Below are 21,623 nucleotides of genomic sequence, written 5' to 3' on the forward strand. Positions count from 1 at the left end.
GAAGTTGCTGCCGGTGAGCACGACCACGGCACCGGCCGAGCCACTGTTGGGCGTGAACGAAGTGATAACCGGAGCCGGAATCACGACGAAGCTACCCGACGAAATACCCGTACCCGTGGCCGCAGTGACGGCAATGGGACCCGAAACCGCACCCGGGGGTACTGTCACCGTAATCTGAGTGGCCGAGTTTACAGTAAATACCGGAGCAAAAATGCCGTTGAACTGCACGGTGGTTGCGTTGGTAAAACCTGTGCCCGTGAGCACTACCTGGCTGCCCACCGCGCCGGTGCCGGGCGTGAAGCTGCTGATGGCGGGCGGGGCGCCCACCACAAAAGGCGTAGCGGAAGTGCCGGTGCCGGTAGGGCCCACTACGGTAATGGCGCCGGTGCTGGTGCCAGCCGCTACCGTGGCCGTAATCTGCGTAGCCGAATTAACCGTGAATGATGTGGCCGGAGTACCGTTGAACCTCACGGCCGTGGCCCCGGAGAAGTTGGTGCCGGTGATGGTGACCACCGTGCCGGATAGCCCGCCCGCTGGCGAGAAGCTGCTGATGGTGGGCGCCGCAACAGACGCAATGCTGAAGCTGACGTTGGAGATATCGAAAAAGTAATTGTCTACGGACTCCACCATGAGGCGGGCCTGGCTGCTGGCCACGTTGGGAGCGGCCACCACGGCGCTGCCGTCGTTGGGCTCGTTTAGGGCCAGCACCACGGGGTAGGTCAGGCCGCCGTCGAGGCTCAGGCGCAGGTTGACCAAGGCGCAGCTCACGGGCGGGGCGGTGGTGTTGGCCACGTTCCAGGTAATGGTTTGGGCGCTGCCACCGGTCCAGGACACGGCGGTGTTGGGGGCGGTGACTTCGAAGGGGCCCGCGGTGCTGCTCACGTTCAGGCGCAGGGTGGGGCTGAAATCGATGCCGCCCACTACCCCGACGGGTCCGTTGTGCTCGTCGCGCACGGTGCAGCGGAAATTAAGCTGGCGCGTGACTGTCGGCAACCGCTCGTCGGAGGTTGCGGTATTGGACAACAAGCTGCTCAAACGCGGGAAATAGCGCGTGCCGGACGGGGTGGGCGTGAGCGAGCGGAATAGCGGCCGGTTGTCGTTGGGCACCTGGGCCGCGGTAAGCGGGCCGGGCCGGCCGAGGTCCAGCTCTTCCCAGGAATAGGTTATGGGGTCGTTCTGGGCATCGGTAGCCGTGGCCATCAGCTTGAAGGGTGTGCCGATGGGCAGCGTCCGCACGTTGCGCGGGACCGTGAGGGCGGGGGGCGTGTTGCCGGTGGCGGCGCTGGTGCCGCAGGTAGTGCCATCTACGAAAGCCCGAATTTCCTCGTAGCTGCCGGTGTGGAAAACGGCATCGGAGTTGGGTTGCAGGTTGTCGGCCGTGGCGCAGATGCCGGCGTAGGCCATGATGGTAGACCCCGAGCCCGGCTCCCAGGCAGTGCTGGGATTGCGGTTGCCGGCGCAGTTGCCGCCATCGCCGTTGAAGGTGTGGTTGCCACCAAACTGGTGCCCCATTTCATGGGCCACAAAATCAATATCAAAGGCATCGCCCACGGGGTTGGGCAGGCCCGTCACGCCCTGGGCTTTTTGCCTTGGCACGCACACCACGCCCAGTAAGGCTACTCCCCCACCGTTGGTGCTCACCACGTGGCCAATGTCGTAGTTGGCGTCGCCAATGATGCGGTCGATGTTGGTCTGGTTTTGTGCCAGCATGGCTTCGCCGTTGTTGTCGGTATAGGGTGGCGAGGGCTGGGGGCCGGTGCCACTCAGGAACACCAGTTGGTCGTTGTTGGGCACCAGCACCATGCGCACCGTTAGCTCCCGCTCGTACACGCCCACCACGCGGTTCACGGTGGTGGCTTCAGCCGCGAGCACACCGGCCACAGTGTTGCCCTTGGTGAGGGCATACTCGGGAGTGTTGGCAAGGGCCAGGCGGTAGGTGCGCAGCAGCGGGCCGCTGGCCGCTGGCCGGGCCGCCGCCGTGGCCTGGGCCAGTTTGCGCCGGGCGGCCGTGGCATTTTTGTTGGCAGCGGTGGCCTGGAAGCCGCAGGCCAGGGCCGTGGCGGCGCGGTTCATGTCGCGCTTATAAAAACCGAGGTAATGCCGGGTATCGTTGGGGGCTACGGGGTCGATGTAAAAGCTATTACCGTCACCGGTGAGCACCTGGGCATGGAAGCCCTGCGGCGTCAGGTCAAGCCGCACGGAAGCAGTTGCGTCGTCAAGCCCCATCCCGGCGTAGGTTTTTATCTCCGGAAACCGGGCCGCGAGTGCGGGTGCCAACACCGAAGCTTGCCGGATGGCAAAGCGGCCGGTGCTCCCATTGGGCAGGGGCAGCACCAGCACCAAGGGAGCCGCGCCAGCCTGCGCTTCCGATGGCGCCGCGGCCAGGGCCCCGCGCAAGCCGGCTACGTCCAGGGTCAGGGCCTGAGAACGGAAGAGGGCCGCCCCCAGCCTGGACTTTGCGGCGGCTCCACGAGCTTCGCCGTCGGCCCGGAAAAAGGGAGCGGTGGCCTTGAATTGCGCCCTGGCCCCCAGGGCCATGCCCAGTATCAGGAACAGCAAAGCGCCAGCCCGGCCCAGCCACGCGCCGACTGCTGAAACCGCCGTTGCCCCTACAGTAGCCCAATGGCCGTCGTACCGCTTTGTCATCTAAACTATGGTGATTGAAGTAGAAGAAGTAAATCTAAGGCAAAGCGGGGACACAAAGCGCTGATTGTGTTGCGATGCGAACTGTGGTGGTGTGGAGGACGCATTTATCGGACAGAAAGACAACAAAAAGCCCCGGTGCAGAACACCGGGGCTGTGGTAAAAGGCTGTAAGCTGAGATTAGTTAAACAACACTTTGCACCTAAACAACGCACTTAAAGGCAGCACTTTGGATACTTTAGGCAAGGCGCTGACTCGGTTTAGCCGTTTTTCAGGTAGTCTACCATCAGCTCGGCAGTTTTTCGGGCAGCTTGCTGCTGGCCCAGCTTATCGCGCAACTCCGAATAGCCGGCTTTGAGGCGCGCCATGTAGTCGGCATCGGTGAGCATGGTTCTCAGCTCGTCGAGCAGGTTGCGGGCATTGAAATCACTCTGAATCAACTCCTTTACCACACCCCGACCCACAATGAGGTTGACCAGCGAAATGTAGGGCACCTTAATCACCATCTTGCCGATGGCATAGCTCAGAGCACTGGTGCGGTAGCACACAATCTGGGGCACATCGAAGAGGGCGGTTTCCAGCGTAGCCGTGCCGCTGGTGACCAGGGCCGCCTTGGCGTGGTGGAGCAAGTCGAAGGTCTGCTCAAACAGGAACTTGATGCCGTTGCGCTCGAAGTGGCGGTAGTAGTTGGGGTCGAGGTTGCTCACGCCGGCCACCACAAACTGGTACTCCTGGAAACCCGGCAAAATGGCAATCATTTCATGAAGCATCTCCTCAATCTCCTGCTTGCGCGAGCCCGGCAGCACGGCAATGATGGGTCGGTTGGGGTCGATGCGGTTGCGCTCAAAAAAGTCGGGCGCGGGCTGAAACTCGGCCACGGCGTCGGCGGTGGGGTTTCCGGTGTAGTCCACTTTGTAGTCGAACTTCCGGTAGAACTCCTCCTCAAAGGGCAGAATGACGAACATTTTGTCTACCCGCGCCTTCACTTTCTCAACGCGGCCCTGGTTCCAGGCCCATATTTTGGGCGAGATGTAGTAGAAAACCTTAATACCGTGGTCTTTGGCCACTTTGGCCATCCGCATGTTGAAACCGGCGTAGTCGACCAGAATCAGCACATCGGGCTTGTAGGCCAACAAGTCGGCCTGGCACTGCTTCAGGTACCCGCGAAACTTGAGGACGCTGGTGGCCGCCTCCACAAAGCCCATGATGGCCAGGTCCTGATAGTGCCGCACCAGCTCGCCGCCCACCGCCGCCATCTGGTCGCCGCCCCAGAAGCGGAACTGCGCCTCGGCATCCTGCCCACGCAGCTCAAGCATGAGGTTGGCTGCGTGAAAGTCGCCCGACCGCTCGCCGGCTATTAAATAATATTTCATTGGAGGGAATTATAAATTATGAATTGTGAATCATGAATTAAGCCGATGTTTCCTGTTGAAAATCAGCACTTCATCACCCATAATTCATAATTCAAAATTTGTAATTGAGCGCTACGCTCCGTAGTATTCCACGAAGTTGCGCGGCGTTTCGTAGAGCTTTACGCAATGCAGCCGCGCCTGGGTAATAGCCGGCAGCTCGCGCTCCAGAATTTGCCAGAAGGCAATGGCCAGGTTCTCGGTGCTGGCCATCTGGCCGGCCATGAACGGCACGTCCAGGTTGAGGTTTTTGTGGTCTACCTGCTCGGTGATGTGCTCCCGCAACAGGTCGGAAAGCGCCTTTAAATCGACCACGAAGCCGGTTTCGGGGTCAGGCTGGCCTTTCACCGTCACAATGAGGTCGTAGTTGTGGCCGTGCCAGTTGGTGTTGGCGCACGGGCCAAAAACCTCGCGGTTGCGCTCGTCGCTCCACTTGGGGTTGTGCAGCTTGTGGGCGGCGTTGAAATGTTCCTGACGGCTAACGTAAATCATTGTATTCCTAAGCTATTAGCTACTAGCTTTTAGCCAGCTGCTTTCAAGTAACTTCTTTTGGAAAGAAGCTCACAGCTAGCAGCTAAAAGCCAGTAGCTTAATTATTTTTTCGCAGCAAATATACGAAGAAGGGTACCCCGAACAGGGCCGTGACCAAGCCCACCGGCAGGCCGGCAGGCGGGTAGAGCAGGCGGGCAAGCAAGTCGCAGGCCAGAAGAAACCCCCCACCGAGCAGGGCGCAGACCAGTAAATTGTAGCGACCGGTGGTGCCCAGCAGCCCCCGCGTGAGGTGCGGAATGAGCAGGCCCACAAAGCCTACCGGGCCGCACAGCGCCACCACGCCCCCGGTGAGGCCGGCGGCCAGCAGCACCAGCAGCCAGCGCCGCTGCGCCACGGGCAGGCCCAGCGCGGCGGCCCGCTCCTCGCCCAGCAGCAGCAGGTTGAGGTCTTTTTGCATGAAAGCCAGTACAAATAAGCTGATGCCGAGCGCCGCTGCCGGGTACGGGAGCACGTCCCAGCCGGCCCGCTCGAAGCTGCCAAACGCCCAGAACACCACGCTCCGCAAGCTGCCCTCGGCACTGGCCATGAAGGTGAGCAGGCTGCCCAGCGCCGCCGCCAGCGCCCCCACGGCCACGCCTGCCAGCAGCAGCGGCGCCGGCAAGATGCGCCCGCGCCGGGTGCCCAGCGCCACCACCAGCAGCGTGGCGCCAAAAGCCCCCGCCAGCGCCGCCACCGGCGGCAGGTATACCCCCGCCACCGTGAGCGAGGGCACCAGCACAAACGAGGCAATGGCCCCCAGCGACGCCCCCGAAGCCGTGCCCAGCAGGTACGGGTCGGCCAGGGGGTTGGTCACCAGCGTTTGGAGCAGGTAGCCGCTCACGGCCAAGCTGGCACCGGCCAGCAGCGCCAGCACAATGCGCGGGAGGCGCAATTGCACGAGGGCCAGCTGGGCCGGGTCGGTGGGGTCGTAATGCTGCAGGGTGTTCAGCACAAAGCCGTAGGAGGTGGAATAGCTGCCCACGCGCAGGCCCCCCAACGCCAGCACAAGCACAAGCAGGACGCCAAATAGCAGCCAGAAGAGGGGGCGGGGATTCTTCAATTTTTATTTTTTGAGCAACTGTTGCAGCTCGCGCACTGCCTCTACCACGCGCGGGCCCGGCCGCTCCATCAGGTTGCCGGTGATGGCGAATACGCGGCGGTTTTGGTAGGCTTTGATGCGCCGCAGCTCGGGGTAGTTTTTGAAAAAGGTGCTGTCCATCTTTTCGAAGGTGCCGCCCAGCAGCACGTCGGGATTCAGCTTGAGAATGTACTCCCGGGTGAGGGCCGGGTAGGGCTGGGGAAAGGTTTCGGTGACGGCGTTCTGGCCGCCCGCCAGGCGAATCTGGTCGGTGAAGAGCGTGTTTTGGCCGTAGCAATAGATGGGGTCCTGCCAGGTAATGGCCAGCACGGTGGGCGGGGCTGCGCGCTTAGGAGCAGCTACCAGCGCCTTGAGCTCGGTGCGGAGCGAATCGGCCACGCGGCGGCCCCTGGCCGGGCGGCCCAGCAGGCGGCCCAGCTTCTCAAGGCCGGTAAACACGTCATCCACTAGCCGAAAGCGTTGGTAAAAAACCGGCACGCCCACTTCCTGCAGGCGCTGGGCATCGTCGACGGGCGTGATGCCATCTATCGTAAACACGATGTCGGGGCGCAGGAGCACCAGCTTTTCCAGGTCGACGGGGTAGTTGTTGACAACGGGCTTCTGCAGCACTGCGGCGGGGTAGTTGTCCTGGGGTACGCGGGCCACGATGGTGGCGGTATCGGCCACGGCGTATAGCATTTCGGTCATGCTAGGGGCCAGGGCCAGCACCCGGCGCGGCTGGGCAGGCAGGGTGAGGCGGCGGCCCAGGTCGTCGGTGGTGACAACGGTGGCGGCCTGCTCCGGGGCCGGCTGGCAACCCAACAGCGCGGCCAGGGGTAAAAGCAGCAAAAGAAAACGCATGGCGGCAAAGGTAAACCCAACGGGTGCCGCAAATTTCCAGTCTGCATGGTGCTGTCAGGGCCCTCGCAGGGCACCAGCGGAGTGGAAAACGGCAGCATCCGTTCGGCCGGCGCGCCGGTTTACCTTTGCCCCTCCCCAACCCGCCCCCTATGATATTAGTCACTGGTGCGGCCGGCTTCATTGCCAGCTGCCTCGTCTCCCGCCTCAACGCCGCCAACTTCAACGACGTAGTCGTGGTGGATAATTTCTCGGTTGCCAAAAAGCTGCCCAACATCGAAGGCAAGAAGCTGCGCGAGTACGTGGACCGGGAAACGTTTTTCGAGTGGCTCGACGCCAACCACGAGCAGGTGGAATTTGTGTTTCACCTCGGCGCCCGCACCGATACCGCGGAGATGGACCCGGCCGTGTTCGACCTGCTCAACCTGAACTACTCCAAGCAGATGTGGCAGGCCTGCTGCCAATACCAGTTGCCGCTGGTGTATGCGTCCTCGGCCGCTACCTACGGCGATGGCATCCTGGGCTACACCGACACCGACGAGGCTCTGTTTCCCCTCTACCGCCCACTGAACCCCTACGGCGACTCTAAAAACGACTTCGACAACTGGGCCCTTGCGCAGGAAGAAAAGCCGTATTTCTGGGCAGGGCTGAAGTTTTTCAACGTGTACGGGCCCAACGAGTACCACAAGGGCCGCATGGCTTCGGTGATACTCCACGCCTTCGACCAAATTCAAAAGACGGGCTCCATGATGCTCTTCAAGTCGCATAACCCCGACTACACCGACGGCGGGCAAATGCGGGATTTCGTGTATGTGAAGGATGTGGTGGAAGTGTGCTTCTTCCTGCTGCAGCATCGGAAAGATTCGGGCATCTACAACCTGGGCAGCGGCGAAGCGCGCACCTTCCTGGATTTGGCCCTGAATACGTTCCAGGCCCTGGGCCGCACGGCCGATATCCACTTTAAGGATACGCCTGAGGACATTCGGGACAAGTACCAGTACTTCACCCAAGCCGATATGAGCAAGCTCAAAGGCATTGGTTACACCCGGCTCTTCACTCGCCTGGAAGACGGAATAGCCGACTACGTGCAGAATTACCTGGTACCCGGGCGGTATTTGTAAGCTTTTTTTTAGCTTGCGCAGCCAGGGCCGCCCAAAACCCACCCGGAAAGCCAGCGGTTAGCACGTTTTCTGGACCATTGCTTTCGCTTGCCGGCGTGCCCAACCACCGGAGTACTTTGCTGCTTTTTCACCCATTTTTTTACTGTGACCCACTTTACCCGGCCCGTTATTACTGTTGTGGGCGGCGGCTTTGCGGGCACGGCGCTGGCGTTGCAGCTCCGGCGGCAGCCAGCCCTGGCCCAGGCCGAAATTCATTTGATTGAGCCCCGGGCCGTTCCCGGGCCCGGCCTGGCCTACACCGCCCGCCGGCCCGAGTACCTGCTCAACGTGCGCCCGGGCTCCCTGAGCCTCTACCCGGACGCCCCCCAGCACTTTGCCGACTGGCTGCGGCTGCAGCCCGAAAGCGCAGCCGGCGTGCCCGAGTTTGCGGCCCGCACCACCTACGGCCGCTATCTGCACGAAGAACTCACGGCCGTGCTGGCGGATGCGGGCGGCGGTGCCGCCGGCGTGCAGTGGCACCAAACCACCGCCGTGGCAGCCCCCCTGCGCTCCGGCGGCCGCCGCGAAGTAGTGCTGGCCGATGGCACCACCTTGCTCAGCAACTTTGTGGTGCTGGCGCTGGGCAACTACCCGCCCCCGCCCCCGGCTGCACCCGACTACCGCTACCTGCACCACCCCGCCTACCACGCCGACCCCTGGGCCACTGGCAACCTGCGCCGCATTGGCCCCGACGACGACGTGCTGCTCATCGGCTCCGGGCTGACGGCCGTGGACGTGCTGCTGGCCCTGCGCCAGGACGGCCACCGCGCCCCCATAACGGTGGTGGCCCGCCACGGGCGCTGGCCCAAGGCCCATGGCCCCGTAGGGGTATCCTACCCCAATTTTTACCCCGAGTTGGCGGCCGAAACCACCGTAAGTGGGGTACTGGCGGTGTTCAGGCGGCACCTGCGTACGGCGGCAGCCCAGGGCATCGACTGGCGGCCGGTGCTCGATTCGCTGCGCCCGGACCTGGGCCGCATCTGGGCGGCGTGGCCTCTGTGTGAACAGCGCCGGTTTTTGCGTCACCTTGTGGGCTTGTGGGCCGTGGCGCGCCACCGCAGCCCACCCGGCAATGCCGAAGCCGTAGAGGCCCTCACCGCGGCCGGGCTGGTACAGCTGCACGTGGGCACGGTGCGCGAAATAATTCCCGATGGGGATGGGCTGCGGGTGCGGGTGCGCCCCCACGATGCGCCCGGCAGCTGGCACGTGGCCCGGCACGTGGTGTGCTGCGCCGGCCCCCTGCTCGACTACGGCCGCATTGCCGACCCGCTGGTGATGAGCCTGCGCGACGCGGGGCATCTCTCGCCCGATTGCCTGCGGCTGGGTCTGCAAACCGATGCCCACGGTGCCCTGCGCGGGGCCGATGGCGTGGTCTCAACCACTTTGTTTACGCTGGGACCCAGCCGGCGGCCGGCGTATTTTGAGTCGACGGCCGTGCCGGAGCTGCGGCAGCAGGCCGCCGACCTGGCGGCCGAAATTGCCCGCCGGGTATGAGCTGACGGCTGGTTTTACTGCCGAAAAACAAAAGCCCCGGTGCCTGATGAAGGCAGCCGGGGCTTTTGTTTTGAAGGAAAGGCGGCCTGTATCTAAGCAGCCATGCGCTCCTGGCTGGGGTAGAGAGGCAACACCGGCGCAGCTTCGTTGAAAAAAGAAGCTGCGGGGGCGGCGGGCACACCAGCGGTGTCATCGGCGTGGCGGCGCAGGGCGCGCATCAGCAGGTATTTGTATTTCTCGGCATCGGCCAGGGCCTGCTCGATGGCGGCTACGGCATCGGAATGGGCCACAACAGGCTGCAGTTCGCGGCGCGGGCGACGAGCTTCGAAAACATGCGATTCAAGGTATTCGGCGGCAGACTTCATGGCGAAACGGGCTGAATTTGAGACAATAATCGGGTTGCTTTATTAACCAAATCAGCTGTTATTTCATTCCCAAAAACCGCAAATTTTAAACATTTTTAACGCTTTATAACAAGCTGTTAATTAATTCGTTAACAAGTATTTACGCGCCTATTTTCAGCACCACTTTGCCGAACTGCGCGCCGGCCTCCAAATGGCGCAACGCGGCTTCGCCTTCGGCCAGAGGAAACACTTTATCTACGATGGGCACGATGCCTTTTTCGGTCACGAGCTGCAGCATGTCTTCGAAGTCCTGCTCGGTGCCCATGGTGGAGCCCAGGATGCTGAGCTGCTTCCAGAACACTTTGCCGGGCGGTATATCAGTGATATTGCCCAGGGTACCACCGAAAAACACAATGCGGCCGCCGGGCGCGGCCGCATCCAGCAGCGGCCCGAAGGCGGCGCCCCCGGCGCTGTCTATGATGACATCGAACGCGCCGCCTGCCTGCTTAACCAGGGTTTTAACCCAGTTCTCGGCGTTGTAGCGAATGCCTCCCTTAGCACCGGCTTCCTGGGCACGGGCAATTTTCTCATCGGAGCTGGAAGTCACCCAGACGTCGGCCCCGCGGGCCACGCACAGCTGTACGGCCATGAGGGCCACGCCCCCGCCCACGCCCGTTACCAGCACCCGCTCGCCGGGCTGCACCTGGGCACGGGTGAACGCCGCCCGGTAGGCCGTGAGGCCGGCCAGCGGCAGCGCCGCGCCCTGCTCAAAGCTGAGGTGCGCGGGCAGGGGCCGGATGTAGCGGGCCGGCAGGCTGATGTATTCGGCAAAGGTGCCGGGGTCGGGCATGCCCAGCACTACAAAATCAGAGGCCTGAACGCGGGGGTTGTCGCCCCAGCGCAAGCCGGGGTTGACGAGTACGCGGCTGCCCACGGCTGGAGCATCGGCGGGCACACCGGCGCCGTGGGAGGCTACTTCGCCGGCGCCATCAGACCCGAGGGTGCAGGGCAGCTTAATGCCCGCGTACTTGCCGTCCTGAATAAAAACGTCGCGGTGGTTGAGCGCGGCGGCGTGTAGCCGAACCAGGATTTCGCCCGCGGCGGGCGTGGGGGTGGGCACGTCGCGCACGGCAACGGGCTGGTGAACGGCATCGAGCTGAAGGGCTTGCATATTTTTTTAAGTGAGCAGTGAGCAGTGAGCAGTGAGCAGTGAGCAGTGAGCATAAGGAACGTCATGCTGAGCGCAGTGGAAGCAGTTCTACCGTGGAACTAATCAATTTTAGTATGGCGGTAGAGCTGCTTCGGCTGCGCTCAGCAGGACGTTCTGAATTCATTCTGAAAGCCCTCTAAACAGCAGCTTTGTGCAAACGGTTACTTATCATCACTTGCTGTTGTTCGCTGATTTCATGCCCGGCATGGCCAACGGCCCGGCCACCAGCAAGCCCGTAAGCAAGCCGCCGAGGTGAGCCGCATTATCAATGTTGCCGGTGAGGCCGGAAAGCAGGTTGCTGAACACGAGGTACAGCACCAACCCCAGCATGGCGCGACGGTCAGATTTATCCAGCACCAGCCTTTTGCTTACCAGCAAGGCCAACAGGAAACCGTAGAGGCCGAAAATGGCCCCGCTCGCGCCCACAGAGTTGATGCCGTTGCTGTGCCACCACAGGCTGGCCAGTCCGCCGCCCACGCCACTGGCCAGGTACACCACGGCCAAGCGCAGCGGGCCCACCCGGTCTTCCACCAGCAGGCCCAGCAGCCACAGGGAACATATGTTGAGCAGCAAATGCGAGAGGCCCGCATGCACAAACAGGCTGGTGAGCAGCCGCCACGGCTCGCCGTGCAGCGTGAGGCCCGACACGTTGGAGCCCCAAGCCACCAGCTCCCGGCCGGTGGGGTCCGAAGCTGACACGCCGCTGAAAACCATCAGACCAAACACCAGCAGGTTGAGGTTGAGCAGCAACGGCGTGGCCAGGAAGCGGCGCGAGGGAATGAAGAGCCCGCGCAGCAGCTGGCCAATGAGCTCGGGCCACGTTTCGTGGGTTTCGGGCACGGCCACGGCGGGGGGGCCAGCCTCGGGCAGCAGGTCGCGGCGGCGCAACTCGGCCATGGCGGCGGCGCCCACGGCGGGCGGGTAGCGGGCCGCGTTTTGAGCCAGGTACAGCAGTTCGGCTTCGGGCTTCTGGGCAAATAGCTGCTCGGCCAGCGCCGCAGTAGAACCGGGGTTGGGCAGGCCGGGGTCAGGTGCTTCCATAGGAACGATGCGCGGCAAGGAGTGCGCCACGCTTAGCAAGCCGCCACTTTGCCATGTTGTTCAGATTGATGGGCCCAATCCGGCAGTTCTGGCCCACGGCAACGGTGGCCACTCACATGCGCAGCACGGTGCGTTTGTATGGGCGACCCGACACGGGCGACACGGGCAGGATGCCGGCCATCAGGTCTTCTACCTCGGCGGTTCGGCTCAGCATCTCCTTGTCCCACTTGTATTCGTTGTCAGCCAGCAGGTCGGGCAGTCTGTGGAGAATGTGCTGTTGGTTACTGGCCACCTTGCCCATGTGCTCCACCTGCCGGGTCATCTCCGGGCCAAACTTGTAGGTGTACACGGCGGCGTGGTTCCAGGCGGTCCAGGTTTGGCGCGCTACCACGGTTTGTTCGCCAAACATGGGGTTGGCTTTGCCAGAGGTGGCTTGGTCGATAAGGTATTCGGACTGGGCCTGGGCGGCCCAGAAGCGCTTGGCCAGCTCCCGGAACTGGCGGATGTGCTGCGGGTTGGCTTTTTCCTGAGTTGGAATTTTGCTCAGCTGCGCGGCCACTGTTTTGGCTACCACACCGTCGTAGCTGGGAATGGCGTTGGTGGCTACTTCCACCAGCTTGGGAGCCGGCCGGTTGCGGCGGGCTTCCTGCCGGGCTTTCACGGTGGCCATCTGGGCGTCGTCGCGCTGCTTTAGCCAGTAGGCGCCGCCGCCCAGGGCCACCACCAGCAGGCCCAGGGCCACCATTTTGCCCACCGGGCTGGCCGGGGCGGCCACGGGCGGCGACACGTAGGGAGCCGTTGCGGGCTGAGGGGAAGCTGGCGAGGCGGCCCCGCGACGCTCCAGCTCGCGCCGAGCGGCCTCAACCACACCGGGCTCGTACTGGCTGGGGTTCTGGACGAAAAACAGCAGTTCGTCGTTGGTTTTTTGGTGGTCGAAGTAGCTGGCAGAGCTGGACATGGCCGCGGGTTGAGCTGGTGGAAATGACGGATGCAGCAAGTTCGCGAATAGCGCGCAATCTGCCTGCCCCCAACCGTTGAGCGCCGCACCCGTAAAGCCTGGTACCGGAGCGCACCCGCGCTGCGGTCTCACCCTTTCCCATTTCCAGCCCATGCCTACTCCCGAGCAAACCCCCACCGACCCCCGTCCCGACATGGCCAGCACCAGCACCGGCGGCGAAACCACGCCCCAGGGCACCGACAGCGACCAGAACGCCAGCGGCAACCCCGAGGCCGGTACCGCCGCCGACGGTGCCATTCCCAAAAGCACCCAGGAAAACATGGGCGACGGCGCGGGCATCCGCGGCGACTACGGCAACGCCAGCCAGACCAACGGCATGGAAGGCGGGGCCGATTTGCCCAAAACCGACACCGAGCTCACCGGGTCGTAAGGCCCAGTACTGTCAGGCTCACACCTTCTAAAGGCAACGTGCCCATTGAGAGCGTTGTGCTGCCAGCCGAACGGTCCGGCAAAGCGCCTCCAAAGCAAAAGATGCTTTGAGGGTGCTTTGCCGGACCGTTCGGCGTTGAGGCGGACTGGTATTTGATGCGTTCTATGGAGCCGGATTTCCCGGTTTGCTTCCCCTGCTACTCAGCCATCCAAAGCACCAGTTGCGCTTGGTGGGGTGGCTGCGCCGTAATTTGCGGCTATTATCCGTGTTGCTGATTTTTGTTGATGTTCCCTTCGCTCGCCGCTCGCTGTCGCTATTTCTTTCTTTTACTCATTGGCTGGGGCAGCCTGACGGCTTCGGCCCAAGCCCAGCCGGCGGCTGATTTATCCGGCGACCCACCGCCCAAGCGCGAGATGCGCGGCATGTGGATTGCCACCGTCGAAAACATCGACTGGCCTACCCAGCGGGGCGAATCGCCGGCGCAGTACCGCCGCGAATACCTGCGCCTGCTCGATGCCGGCCAGCGCGCCGGCCTCAACGCCGTGTTTGTGCAAATCAGGCCCGCGTCGGATGCTTTTTACAAGTCCGATATCGAGCCCTGGAGCAAGTGGCTGACTGGCACGCAGGGCAAAGCCCCGGCCGATGGCGACGACCCGCTGCCCTTTCTCATCACGGAGGCCCACCGGCGTGGCATGGAATTTCACGCGTGGTTCAACCCCTACCGCGCCACCATGGACTCGGTCACGCGTCGCCTGGCACCCAACCACCCCTACCGCCGGCACCCGCAGTGGTTTTTGCGCTACGGCGGGCAGCTGCTTTATAATCCCGGCCTGCCGGAAGTGCGCGCCCACATCACGCGGGTAATTCTGGACGTGGTGCGCCGCTACGACATCGACGCCGTGCACTTCGACGACTATTTCTACCCCTACCCCGCCCCCAACCTGGTATTTCACGACGAAGCCGCCTTCCGCGACCATAACCCCGATGGCTTCGAAAAGCTGGGCGACTGGCGCCGCAACAACGTGAACGTGCTTATTCGCGACCTGCACGACAGCATTCAGACCGCCAAGCGCTGGGTGAAATTCGGCATCTCGCCCTTCGGCGTCTGGATGAACAAGTCGGCCAATCCGCTGGGGTCCGATACCCGCGCCGGGCAGCCGTCCTACTCCAACCTATATGCCGACTCGCGCCTGTGGCTGGAGAAAGGCTGGATTGACTACATCCTGCCCCAACTGTACTGGAGCACCAATTTCAAGCTCGTGCCTTACCCCATTCTGCTGGAGTGGTGGACGCGCAACCACTTCGACCGCCACCTCTACATTGGGCACGGCACTTACCGCATGCTGGAGAGCACGCGCTCCGACACCACCTGGCGCAACCCGCGCGAGCTGCCCCGCCAGATTCGCCTCAACCGCACTTACCCGGACGATGCCAGCGGCAGCGTGTTCTTCTCGGCCAAATCGGTGCTGGCCAACCCCCTGCGCACCACCGACTCGCTTCGCCAGGACCTGTTTCGCTACCCGGCCCTGATGCCCACCATGCCCTGGATGGATGCCGTGCCGCCCCTGCCCGTGGCCAACCTCACCCTGCGCCGCCTCGGCCGCGCGGTCACGCTGAGCTGGCAGTCGGGGGCAGCAGCCTCCGATGGCGACATTGCCACGTACTACGTGCTCTACCGCTTCGGGGCCGATGAACGGTCGTCGCCGAACGACCCACGCCGCATTCTGGCGCTGCCACGCCCGGCGCCCGGTTTCCCCGCTACGTTTGTGGACACCACGGCGGCGCCCGGCCAGGCCTACGCTTACTACGTGACGGCCGTGGACCGCCTGCACAACGAAAGCCGGCCCATGCGGGTCATCACCTCGGGCCAGCAGGCGGTAGAGCTCGCCGTGGGCCAGTCGCCGGCGGGCGTATCGCCCCCCGCTTCGGCCCCAGCGGCCGTGGTCACGCAGCCCGTGCCGCCCCGCCCGCAGCCACGCCCGGCCGTTCGCCCCGCCCCTTCTACCGAGAGCCCGGAGACCGCCGCGCCCCCTGCCAAAGTAAAAGTAAAGGTGAAGCCCAGAAAACGCGGTTTCCTGGACCGGTTGTTTGGCAATTAGCGCTTGGCAGCCGTTGCGGTTATGGCTGGCACCTTTCCGCGATGCGTTATTTCCCTGTGTGGTTAACAGGGCCCTGCCGCGAGTTGTGCCTGGGCGAGCCACAGGCTCGAAACCAGTAGGCAACGCGTCACAGACGCGCGCCAACGGTACGAGTGCTCAAACAAAAAAGACCCGCCTTCCTGCTTGGAGAGCGGGTCTTTTTTTTAGCAGGAAAGCTGAACCAACTCCGCGCTACAGTGCCTTGATATTCAGCGATACCGCCACATCTGTGGCAGAGGTGCGGTTGATGCTGGTTACCTGCACCACCGCGTACTGGTCGAGGCCGCGTAGCTTGGTGATGATGACATCGCCCACCACAATGTTATCGAGCGTAGTTACCTGAGATGCCGCCGCGGTGGCATTGTAAAGCTGCCGAATGCTGGTGAGCGTGGCCGCGTTATAAACGGCCGTGGTGGAGCGCACCAGGCGCGTGTTGGTGCTCAGCGTGCGGAACTGCACCTGGTTGGTAGCAGTGCTGCTGATGACCAAGTCCTTGCTGGTGGCCGGGCCGGCCGCCGCCACTGCGGCAAACGTGGTGAGGTCGTAAGCCGCCAGGTCGCCGCCGGTGGTGCCGGTGTAGGTGAGCGCGGCCGTGCGGATGGTGGCGCTAAAGGGCGTGGGCGCCACCGGCGTAATGGCCGCCACCGTGACCGATGCCGTGCGCGCGGGCGTGCGCACCTTGGCCTCGAAGCGGAGCACCACGGGCTGCCCGGCGCTGCCGGCGGGCAGGGGTACATCCACGTTTTGGGTGAGTTGGGCACCACTATTGGCAGTCTTGATACGCACCACCCGGCGTTCGGTCGCTGTGCCTACTTTGGCCCATACCACCAGGCTGTCAAGGTCTTTGTAAAGCGTGCCGGCGGGCACGGCCGCGGTGGAGGGCGGCACCGGCGCGGTGGTAATGCCCCCGGCGTTCAGGGTCACGTTATAGCGCACCACGTCGCCGGGCGCGGGAGAGCCGGCAGCGGGTACGGTCACGTTGGTGGGGCCGGAGTTCACCACAATGGTGGGGGTAGCTTCGGCCAGACGGTAGTAGAAAGTGCGGGTTTTGCTTTGGCCGTTGGTGCTTTCTATGCGGGCGTCTACGCGTACCAGCGCCTTGTTGGCGCCGGCGGGTACCGTGTACCGGACTGCGAGCGTATCGGCCCGTTTCAGGCGGGAAAACGCTGGCGCATACGGGATGGTTTGCACCGCTACCGAGTCGCGCGAGGGCTCTACTTTTTGCAGAATCACTACCTGCTTGATGGGGTCGGTTTGCGGAGCGAACTGCAGCTCAAACGTGACGATTTCGCCGGTGGCGTACTTGGTAGCCGTGTTGAGCGCATTGCCAAGGAAGGTGGGAAACTGCGGCCCAACTTCGGTGTAGTAGTCATCAAGCTCGTCTTTCTTGCACCCCGTGGCCAGCACGGCCAGCAGCAGGAGCAAGCGGGGCCAGGCCCCGGTTTTTATTTTTGAATGCATGGTGCTTGTTCGGTTAGGGTTTCGGCCCGGGGGCCAGAAGGAAAGGGCCGGTCATCACGCCGGCGGGCCACTCAGGGCATGTCGAACCAAAGGGGGCGCGTGATGTAGTCGGGCTCGTTGCCGCCGACGCGAGCCACTTCGTTGGGGTTGGCGGTTACCTCGGTAGCGCCCGGCAGCAGGCGGCGCGGGTAGCGGCGCGTGGGGTCGGCCTGGCCCGACACGATGCTGTTGGCTCCCACCGGGTAGAGGAAGTTGACGTAGGTGGCCGGGTCAAAATCGAGGCGGCGCAGGTCCGACCACGAATCCGGGTTCAGGAACATGGCAATGTATTTCTGCTCCATGATGGACCGCAGCGTGACGGCCGTCGCAGTCTGAGGCATGGCCGCGCTGGCCAAATAGGCCGTAATCTGCGCCTCGGTGATGACCGGGAACGTAACAGTGGGCGGCGCGAAGGTACCCCCGGCCCCAATCTTGCGCATGTGGGCCCGCACGCCTTCTTGCAATGAGGCCAGGGCCTTGGCCGTGTTGCCAGCGCGGAAAGCCGCTTCGGCCTCAATAAACTTGACCTCGTGGTAGGTAATAACCTCGTAGTAGCCCAGGTCGCGGGCGTACCAGCTGGCGTAGAAGTCGGTGGTAGTGGTGCTGCCGGGGGCCACGTTGGTGCCGGCCGGAGTCGTGACGCCGGGCCGCCCGCCGGTGCTGGTAGTGGGCGCAATAACGCCGAAGCGCGGGTCAACTACGCCGGTAAAAGTGGTGCCGTTCAGGTAATTGATGAGGTTGGTTGAGAACGTGGCGCCGCCGAAGTTGGAGCGGGTGATGCCGAAGATGTTGGTGGTGTTCACGAGCGGCGCCACGGGCGTCTGGAACTGCAGCTGGGCGTCGTCGGCGCTGCTGCGGAAAGCCAGGGCGCACAGGGCCTGCACGGCGGCGGGGTCGTAGCTGGCTTTTTTGGTGAGGTGCTGGGCCTGGCGGGCCTTGAGGGCGTAAGCCAGGCGCGTCCATTTGCCGGGGTCGCCTTTGTAGAGGATATCGCCGCTTTCGCTGGGCGACGTGCTGTAAAATGGGCGCTTTTGGCTGCTTGCGGGCTTGGCCATTTCCACCACGCCCTCGTCGCAGAGGCGGTTGATGTCGCCGTAGAGCTTTTCCTGCGGGTCGTACTTGGGCGTAAAATTGGCCCCGCCCTGGTAGGCTTCCGAGAAGGGCACGTCGCCCAGCATGTCGGTGAGGTGGGCCAGAATCATGGCCTGCATGATTTTGCCGGCTCCCACAAAGTACGAGGAGCCTTCTTCCTCCGCGGCCTTTACCATGCCGGGAATGTTACCGCCCGACTGAAAATAGGAAAAGTTGAAGGTGTTGGTGCTCTGGGCGTTCGTGAAAAAGTACTGGTCGTTGGCGCTGGTAGGCGTTCGGTTTACAATGTACTGGGTGATGTAATTCACGCGCAACGCCGAGAACATCTGGGTTTGAATGCCATTGGAAATAATGCCAGGCAAAATAAAATTGGGCGTGGCAACAGTCGGGTTGTTGGGGTTGGTGTTCACGTCGAGAAACTTCTCGCATGCCGTGAGGGCGCTGCCACCAAGCAGCAGGCCCAGCCCAAGCAGGTATTTCTTAGTTATCATATCGCAAGTGTCGATTAGTAGTTAAGGATTGTCAGCATCGGGGCCGGAGGGCTGTAAGCAGGTGCGATGCAGCCTGCTCCACAGCTCACCGACCCCTGACAATTAGAAGTTTACCCGCAGGCCCATGTCAACCCCGCGCGTAGCCGGAACGTTGCCATAATCGAACCCGCCCGAACCGCCGCCGCGTACACCGGCACCGGCCGCCGACGTTTCGGGGTCGGCGCCGGAGTAGTTGGTCAGCAGCACCAGGTTGCGGCCGGTCACGCTCAGTTCCACGCTCTTGATGAACTTGGTAGCGCTCAGCCAGGACACCGGCAGGCCGTAGCTCAGGGTCATGTAGCGCAGGCGGGCCCACGAGCCGTCTTCGATGAAGGCCGTGCCGGCGGCGCCCAGAATGCTGGTGTAGTAAGCCTGGGTGAGCTCCACGGGCCGGGTGTTGGGCGTGAAGGTGCCGTCGGAGTTGCGCACCACGCCATCGAATACAACCTGCTTGTAGCGGTCGGCGGTGCGGGTCGAGGTGCCCACCGTGGTCTGGTACCAGTCGTTGCCGTTAATCACCACGCCGCCCACGCGGAAGTCGAGCAGCGAAGTCAGCGACAAGCCTTTGTAAGTAAAGGTGTTGGTGAACTGGGTGGTGAAGCGCGGGGCCCGGTTGCCGGCGTAGGCAAAGGCCGGGCTCACCACTGGATAGCCCGTGGCCCCGTTGATGATGATTTTGCCGTTATCGGGGCTGTTGGGGTCGTTTACGCGGCTGAAGTCCGAAGCGCCCACGCCCGAGATGGGCCGGCCGGGGAATGCGCCGCCCTGGTGCACGTTGGTGATGAAGGCGTCGGACTGGAACACCACCGTGAGGGGATTCGGCAGCTCTTCTACGCGGTTGGTGTTGTGGTAGAAGTTGGCAATAACATCCCAGGTGAAGCCCGAAGCGGTTTTCACGGGCGTGCCGGTGATGGCAATTTCCTGGCCTTCGTTGGTCACGATGCCGCCGTTGATGTACTGCAGGATGAAGCCTGCAGCCTGGCTCACGCGGGGCGCAATGAGCTGGTCGCGGGTGCGGGAGTAATAGTAGTTGAAGTCCAGCCCCAGCCGGTTTTTCAGGAATTGCAGCTTCACGCCGGCTTCGTAGGTGCGGGTGCGTTCGGGCTTCAGGTTGGGGTTCGAGCCGAAGAAGTCGTTGCGGAAGCCGCCGCCAATGAACTGGTTTTGCGTGAGGGCCGACAGCACGCGGTAGGGGCCGGTGTCGCGGCCTACTTCGGCCACCGAGGCCCGCAGCTGGCCGTAGTTGAGGATATTGTTCTGCTCCAGGCCCAGCGTCTTGCTGAACTCGTAGCCCAGGCCGGCCGAGCCGTAGAGAAAGCCCTTGCCAAATATTTTGCCTTCGTCGGGCCGGGGCAGCGTCGACGACTGGTCGTAGCGGGCCTGCAGCTCCAGAAACACCTGGTTGAAGAAGGTGGTGTTCAGGCGGGCAAAGTTGCCGATGAGGTGGCGCGTGGCATCGCGCTGCAACGCATTGCGGTTCACGGTGTTGTTCAGACCGATGAAGGTCGGATTCTGGAAAATCAGGCCGATGTAGTCCACGGCCTCGCTTTCGTTTGCCTCAATGGTGTTGCCCAGTATCAGCGAACCGCTCAGGTTGTCGTTCACGGTGTGCGAGAGCGTGGCCAGGCTGGTGGCCGTAATCAGGCGCGACTGCACCACGCTTTCGGCTAGGCCGCCGTTCTGATTGCCTACCTGCGAGGTGCCCACGGCGCGCACCGAAGTGGTGCGCGTGGTGTACAGGTCGGTGCCGATGTTGTGGCTGAGCCGCAGCCAGTTGGTGGCCTTAAACCCCAGTTGCACGTTGCCGATGAAGCGGTTGGTCCGGTCGGTCTGGGGGTTGTTCCGCACCGTCCAGTACGGGTTGTCGGCGTCGGCGTCGGTGCCGTTGCCCAGAGCCAGCAAGCGGCGGCGGCTGCCGTCGGGGTTGAGGAAGTTGCGGGCATCGTCGTCGCGGGGCCAGTTGAGCAAGCTCAGCATAAAGCCGCCCGACGAGCCAAACAGGCCCGGGCCCTGAATGGGCCGTTCGCCGCCCGAGGTCAGGTACTGGCTTGAGCCGCTCACGCTCAGCTTGGGCGAAATCTCAGCCGTACCCGACAGGCGCACCGTGCTTTTGTCGTAGCGGCTGCTGGGTGTCACACCGGTCTGCTCCAGGTTGGAGGCCGACACAAAAAAGTTGGCCTTCTCCGACCCGCCCGACATGTTCAGGAAGTTCTGAAAGGTTTGGCCCTTCTGGTAAAAGTTGCGCAGGTTGTCGTACACTTCCTGTCCCGGCGCAAAGCGCGGGCCGTAGGAGATGCGCGTGGCCGCGTCGAAAATGCCGTTGGAGCCGCGGCCGTACTCGCTCTGCATTTTGGGCAGGCGGTTCACTGCATCCACCGAGTACTGGGTGCGGAAGTTGAGCGTGGTGCGGCCGGCCACGCCTTTTTTGGTGGTAATCACCACGGCGCCGTTGGCGGCGCGCAGGCCGTAAAGGGCGGCGGCGGCGGGGCCTTTCAGCACCGTGATGCTGGCAATGTCTTCGGGGTTGAGGTCGCCGGCGCGGTTGGCCGAGCCCACCGAGCGGCCCAGCAGGCCGTTGAACGCCGAGCCGCCGCCCGGCGCCGTGCTCTCCTGAAACGAGCTGTTGTCCATTATCATCCCGTCGATGACGAACAGGGGCTGGTTGTCGCCATCGAGCGAGGTGCCGCCCCGAATGATGATGGAAGCACCCTCGCCCGGCGAGCCGCCCGACGAGGTGATGTTGACGCCGGCCACCTTGCCCTGCAGCGCGTTCACCACGTTGGTTTGGCGCGAGTCAATGATGTCCTTGGCCTTCACTTCCTGCACGGCCGTTACCAGTTCGCGCTTGTCCTGGGCAATATTGTAGGCCGTCACCACCACCTCGTCGAGGCCGGTGGTGCTTTCCTTCAAACTCAGGCTGAGGGTGGCGTCGGAGCCCACGGTGCGCTCCTGCGGCGTGTAGCCGATGAAGCTGAACACCAGCACCGCGCCGGGGGCCGCCTGCACGGCATAGCGGCCGTCGGCCCCGGTGGTGCTGCCCACGGTGGTGCCTTTCACCAGCACGGTCACGCCCGGCAGCGGGCTTTGGTCAGTGGCCGAAGTCACGGTGCCGGTCACGGTGCCGGGCGCCTGGGCCCAGCCGGGAGGCGCCAGCAGCATGCTGAGCAAAAGGAAGAGCAACCAGTATTTTTTTTTCATAGAAAAGTA

General features: G+C 63.2%; 16 protein-coding genes. 4 read left to right on the top strand and 12 right to left on the bottom strand.

Annotated elements, in window-relative coordinates:
* The 5 genes from BEN48_RS07720 to BEN48_RS07740 form a co-directional block, all read right to left on the bottom strand.
* The coding region (locus BEN48_RS07720) for a reprolysin-like metallopeptidase (protein ID WP_125932530.1) at positions 1-2,646 on the bottom strand (2,646 nt) is incomplete at its 3' end.
* A gap of 257 nt (positions 2,647-2,903) precedes the next feature.
* Complete coding sequence (gene lpxB, locus BEN48_RS07725) at positions 2,904-4,016, bottom strand: lipid-A-disaccharide synthase (RefSeq protein WP_070734021.1); 1,113 nt, start codon at positions 4,014-4,016, stop codon at positions 2,904-2,906.
* Positions 4,017-4,127: 111 nt separating this feature from the next.
* Positions 4,128-4,544, bottom strand: coding sequence for a 6-pyruvoyl trahydropterin synthase family protein (locus BEN48_RS07730; RefSeq protein ID WP_070734022.1), 417 nt, complete (start codon positions 4,542-4,544; stop codon positions 4,128-4,130).
* A 97-nt stretch (positions 4,545-4,641) separates the two neighbouring features.
* Positions 4,642-5,643 (bottom strand): FecCD family ABC transporter permease, encoded by a 1,002-nt coding sequence (locus tag BEN48_RS07735; RefSeq protein ID WP_070734023.1) that lies wholly within the window; start codon positions 5,641-5,643, stop codon positions 4,642-4,644.
* A gap of 3 nt (positions 5,644-5,646) precedes the next feature.
* On the bottom strand, positions 5,647-6,522 hold the full coding sequence (locus BEN48_RS07740; RefSeq protein WP_070734024.1) for an ABC transporter substrate-binding protein: 876 nt from the start codon (positions 6,520-6,522) through the stop codon (positions 5,647-5,649).
* Positions 6,523-6,671: 149 nt separating this feature from the next.
* Here BEN48_RS07740 and rfaD point away from each other — a divergent pair, with 149 nt between their 5' ends.
* Both rfaD and BEN48_RS07750 read left to right on the top strand, forming a co-directional pair.
* Positions 6,672-7,640, top strand: a complete 969-nt coding sequence (gene rfaD / locus BEN48_RS07745) for an ADP-glyceromanno-heptose 6-epimerase (RefSeq protein ID WP_070734025.1) — start codon at positions 6,672-6,674, stop codon at positions 7,638-7,640.
* Positions 7,641-7,784: 144 nt separating this feature from the next.
* Positions 7,785-9,173 carry an FAD/NAD(P)-binding protein gene (locus BEN48_RS07750; RefSeq protein WP_070734026.1) on the top strand — a complete coding sequence of 463 codons (1,389 nt, stop codon included), beginning with the start codon at positions 7,785-7,787 and terminating at the stop codon, positions 9,171-9,173.
* A 92-nt stretch (positions 9,174-9,265) separates the two neighbouring features.
* Here the strand turns inward: BEN48_RS07750 and BEN48_RS07755 are convergent, their stop codons facing one another.
* The 4 genes from BEN48_RS07755 to BEN48_RS07770 all read right to left on the bottom strand — a co-directional run bounded on the left by BEN48_RS07755 (position 9,266) and on the right by BEN48_RS07770 (position 12,726).
* Positions 9,266-9,538: a hypothetical protein gene (locus BEN48_RS07755; RefSeq protein WP_070734027.1), complete on the bottom strand. Its 273-nt coding sequence runs from the start codon at positions 9,536-9,538 to the stop codon at positions 9,266-9,268.
* A gap of 139 nt (positions 9,539-9,677) precedes the next feature.
* Positions 9,678-10,688: a zinc-binding dehydrogenase gene (locus tag BEN48_RS07760; protein WP_070734028.1), complete on the bottom strand. Its 1,011-nt coding sequence runs from the start codon at positions 10,686-10,688 to the stop codon at positions 9,678-9,680.
* Positions 10,689-10,898: 210 nt separating this feature from the next.
* Positions 10,899-11,768: a rhomboid family intramembrane serine protease gene (locus tag BEN48_RS07765; RefSeq protein WP_070734029.1), complete on the bottom strand. Its 870-nt coding sequence runs from the start codon at positions 11,766-11,768 to the stop codon at positions 10,899-10,901.
* 112 nt (positions 11,769-11,880) lie between these two features.
* Entirely contained in the window at positions 11,881-12,726 is an 846-nt protein-coding gene (locus BEN48_RS07770) for a hypothetical protein (RefSeq protein ID WP_070734030.1), read from the bottom strand.
* A 151-nt stretch (positions 12,727-12,877) separates the two neighbouring features.
* Between BEN48_RS07770 and BEN48_RS07775 the strand changes: the two genes are divergently transcribed.
* Positions 12,878-13,156 carry a hypothetical protein gene (locus BEN48_RS07775; RefSeq protein WP_070734031.1) on the top strand — a complete coding sequence of 93 codons (279 nt, stop codon included), beginning with the start codon at positions 12,878-12,880 and terminating at the stop codon, positions 13,154-13,156.
* Positions 13,157-13,440: 284 nt separating this feature from the next.
* Entirely contained in the window at positions 13,441-15,255 is a 1,815-nt protein-coding gene (locus tag BEN48_RS07780; RefSeq protein ID WP_070734032.1) for a glycoside hydrolase family 10 protein, read from the top strand.
* A 231-nt stretch (positions 15,256-15,486) separates the two neighbouring features.
* On the opposite strand, the gene BEN48_RS07785 is transcribed toward BEN48_RS07780, so the two are convergent.
* From BEN48_RS07785 to BEN48_RS07795, 3 genes are all read right to left on the bottom strand, one after another.
* Positions 15,487-16,755 (bottom strand): hypothetical protein, encoded by a 1,269-nt coding sequence (locus BEN48_RS07785; protein WP_125932531.1) that lies wholly within the window; start codon positions 16,753-16,755, stop codon positions 15,487-15,489.
* Between the two features lie 71 nt (positions 16,756-16,826).
* Positions 16,827-18,377 (bottom strand): SusD/RagB family nutrient-binding outer membrane lipoprotein, encoded by a 1,551-nt coding sequence (locus BEN48_RS07790; protein WP_070734034.1) that lies wholly within the window; start codon positions 18,375-18,377, stop codon positions 16,827-16,829.
* A gap of 102 nt (positions 18,378-18,479) precedes the next feature.
* Positions 18,480-21,614, bottom strand: a complete 3,135-nt coding sequence (locus BEN48_RS07795) for a SusC/RagA family TonB-linked outer membrane protein (protein ID WP_070734035.1) — start codon at positions 21,612-21,614, stop codon at positions 18,480-18,482.
* Between the last annotated feature and the right edge of the window lie 9 nt (positions 21,615-21,623).

Origin of the sequence: Hymenobacter glacialis, assembly GCF_001816165.1 — a bacterium.
Lineage (GTDB): Bacteria > Bacteroidota > Bacteroidia > Cytophagales > Hymenobacteraceae > Hymenobacter > Hymenobacter glacialis.